3 protein-coding genes are annotated in these 2,117 nt (G+C 72.0%); all 3 read left to right on the top strand.

The features are described 5' to 3' along the window. Positions 1-805: DUF6777 domain-containing protein (locus EAO75_RS46100; protein WP_315987403.1), on the top strand; the 805-nt coding region annotated here is incomplete at its 5' end. Positions 806-904: 99 nt separating this feature from the next. Next, complete coding sequence (locus tag EAO75_RS29020) at positions 905-1,360, top strand: ATP-binding protein (RefSeq protein ID WP_147997935.1); 456 nt, start codon at positions 905-907, stop codon at positions 1,358-1,360. A 55-nt stretch (positions 1,361-1,415) separates the two neighbouring features. Next, positions 1,416-1,997 (top strand): DinB family protein, encoded by a 582-nt coding sequence (locus tag EAO75_RS29015; RefSeq protein ID WP_261989440.1) that lies wholly within the window; start codon positions 1,416-1,418, stop codon positions 1,995-1,997. Positions 1,998-2,117 lie beyond the last annotated feature (120 nt).

The following is a 2,117-nucleotide window of genomic DNA, read 5'->3' as shown; positions in this document are numbered from 1 at the left end:
CGTCACGCCACCCCCGCCCACCGAGCCGACGCCGTCGAACGAGGTACGCGGAGTCGACGGCGCAGCACCGGGCCTGTACGGCGGCACCCGCAAGGCCTCCAGCTGCGACGTGGAGAAGCAGATCGACCACCTCCGGGCCGCCCCGGAGAAGAACAGGGCGTTCGCGTCGGTCGCCCGCGTCGACGCCGCCGACGTCCCCGCCTATCTGCGCTCGCTCACCCCCGTCCAGCTCCGCCTGGACACCCGCGTCACCAACCACGGCTACGTCGACGGCGCCGCCACCAGCTACCAGGCCGTCCTCCAGGCGGGCACCGCGGTCCTCGTCGACGACCGCGGGGAGCCCCGGGTGCGCTGCGCCTGCGGCAATCCCCTGACCCCGCCGGTCCCCCAGCAGGGCACGCTCAGGCGAACCGGCGACTCCTGGCCGTCGTACCGCTCCTCGGACGTCGTCGTGATCACCCCCGCGCAGACGATCATCAACGTGTTCGTCCTCTACGACGCCGACGGCGACGAGTGGGTCGCCCGACTCCGGGGCGACGACGGCGACAAGGACCGCAAGGCGGACCGCCCGGCGAAGCCCACCCCGTCGGCGAGCGTGACGACGCCCACGTCACCGACGCCCCCGACGAGCCCGCAGACCTCGACGCCGCAGACGTCCACACCCGGGACGGACACGACGGAGCCCCCGACGACCGAGCCCGAGTCGCCCGACACCTCCGCCCCGCAGCCGCCCCCGGACGAGGACACGACCACCACCTCGCAGTCGGCGCCCACCGCGGCCGCACCGCCGTCCCCGCCGCTGTGACGTACGGCGCCACCTGCACGGTGAGTGCACGGCGCAGCTCTGGGTAACAGGACTGGTGCAGCAGCATCCGGCCGATGCCGGCTTCCGAGAGAGAAACGCATGATCGAGCACGTGGACGGGGCAGTGATACCTACTGGTTTCGACGTGCCCGTGGAACCGCTGAGGCGGGCAGCCCACTACAGCGGGGAACCGGGATGCATCGCCGAGGCGCGGTCCTTCGCCGCGCTGTTCCTCGGCAGGCTCAGGACCGAGTGGTGCGCCATGATCGGCGAGCCCGCCGAGGACAAGGTGCTCCTGGTGGTCAGCGAGCTGGTCACCAACGCCGACCGGCACAGCAACGGCCCGTACATCCTGGACCTGGAGGGCACGGACGACGCGCTGACGATCTGCGTGTACGACAGCAGCTCGGCCATGCCCCGCCGTTACCCCAAGGACCCCGAGCGGGTCGGCCGGCACGGCCTGGAGATAGTGCACGCGCTCGCGGCGGAGGTCGCCGTCGAGCGGGTGCCGGTCGGCAAGCGGGTGCGGGCGGTGCTGAGCCTGGCCGACGAGTGAGGGGCGGCCGGAAATCCGGTGGCGGTCCCCCTGCCGACCGCACATGCTCGCCCGTATGACCGATGTCACGAAGTCGGAAGAGGCGCTGCCCCGACGCAGCTTCGGGTGGTGGGACATGTGGGTCGGCCCCGAGGACGACCCCCGCGGTGACGGCGGCTACGTCGGCGAACTCGCGACCCTCGTCGGATACCTGAGCGACCAGCGGCTGACGTTCGAGATGAAGTGCGCCGACCTGGACGCCGAGGAGATGGCCCGCCGCTCGGTCCCCCCGTCCGACCTCTCCCTGCTCGGGCTGCTGCGTCATCTCGCCGGCGTCGAACAGGTCTGGTTCCGCCGAGTCATGGCCGGGCAGGACATCCCCCGCCACTACCGCACCGAGGACGACCCGAGCGGAGAGTTCACCGGCGCCGTACCCGACCCCGCGGTCGTCGCCGAGGCCTGGGCGACCTGGCGCTCGGAAGTCGCCTTCGCGGAACGCTTCGTGGCCGAGGCCCCGAGCCTCGACGTCATCGGCAACGGCGGCGACGAGCCGATCGCCCTGCGCGAACTGCTGGTCCACATGATCGAGGAGTACGCCCGGCACAACGGCCACGCCGACTTCCTGCGGGAGCGGATCGACGGCCGCGTGGGGCAGTAGCCGCGATTTCCCCCAGGGCGGAACGCCGATCCCTTCCCCTGACGGCCGAGGTTCCTAGGCTGGGAAGGTGACCGAACAAGCGCCGAACGAAGCCCGCGTCATTCCCCTGCGCCCGCCGGC

It is taken from the genome of Streptomyces sp. UW30 (assembly GCF_008042075.1).
GTDB lineage: Bacteria > Actinomycetota > Actinomycetes > Streptomycetales > Streptomycetaceae > Streptomyces.
Note: the sequence above shows the minus strand (reverse complement) of the source record. Positions and strands in the feature narration are given on the sequence as shown.

Coding starts and splice junctions, on each gene's coding strand:
- EAO75_RS29020 (WP_147997935.1), top strand. CDS start 905: ATGATCGAGCACGTGGACGGGGCAGTGATACCTACTGGTTTCGACGTG.
- EAO75_RS29015 (WP_261989440.1), top strand. CDS start 1,416: ATGACCGATGTCACGAAGTCGGAAGAGGCGCTGCCCCGACGCAGCTTC.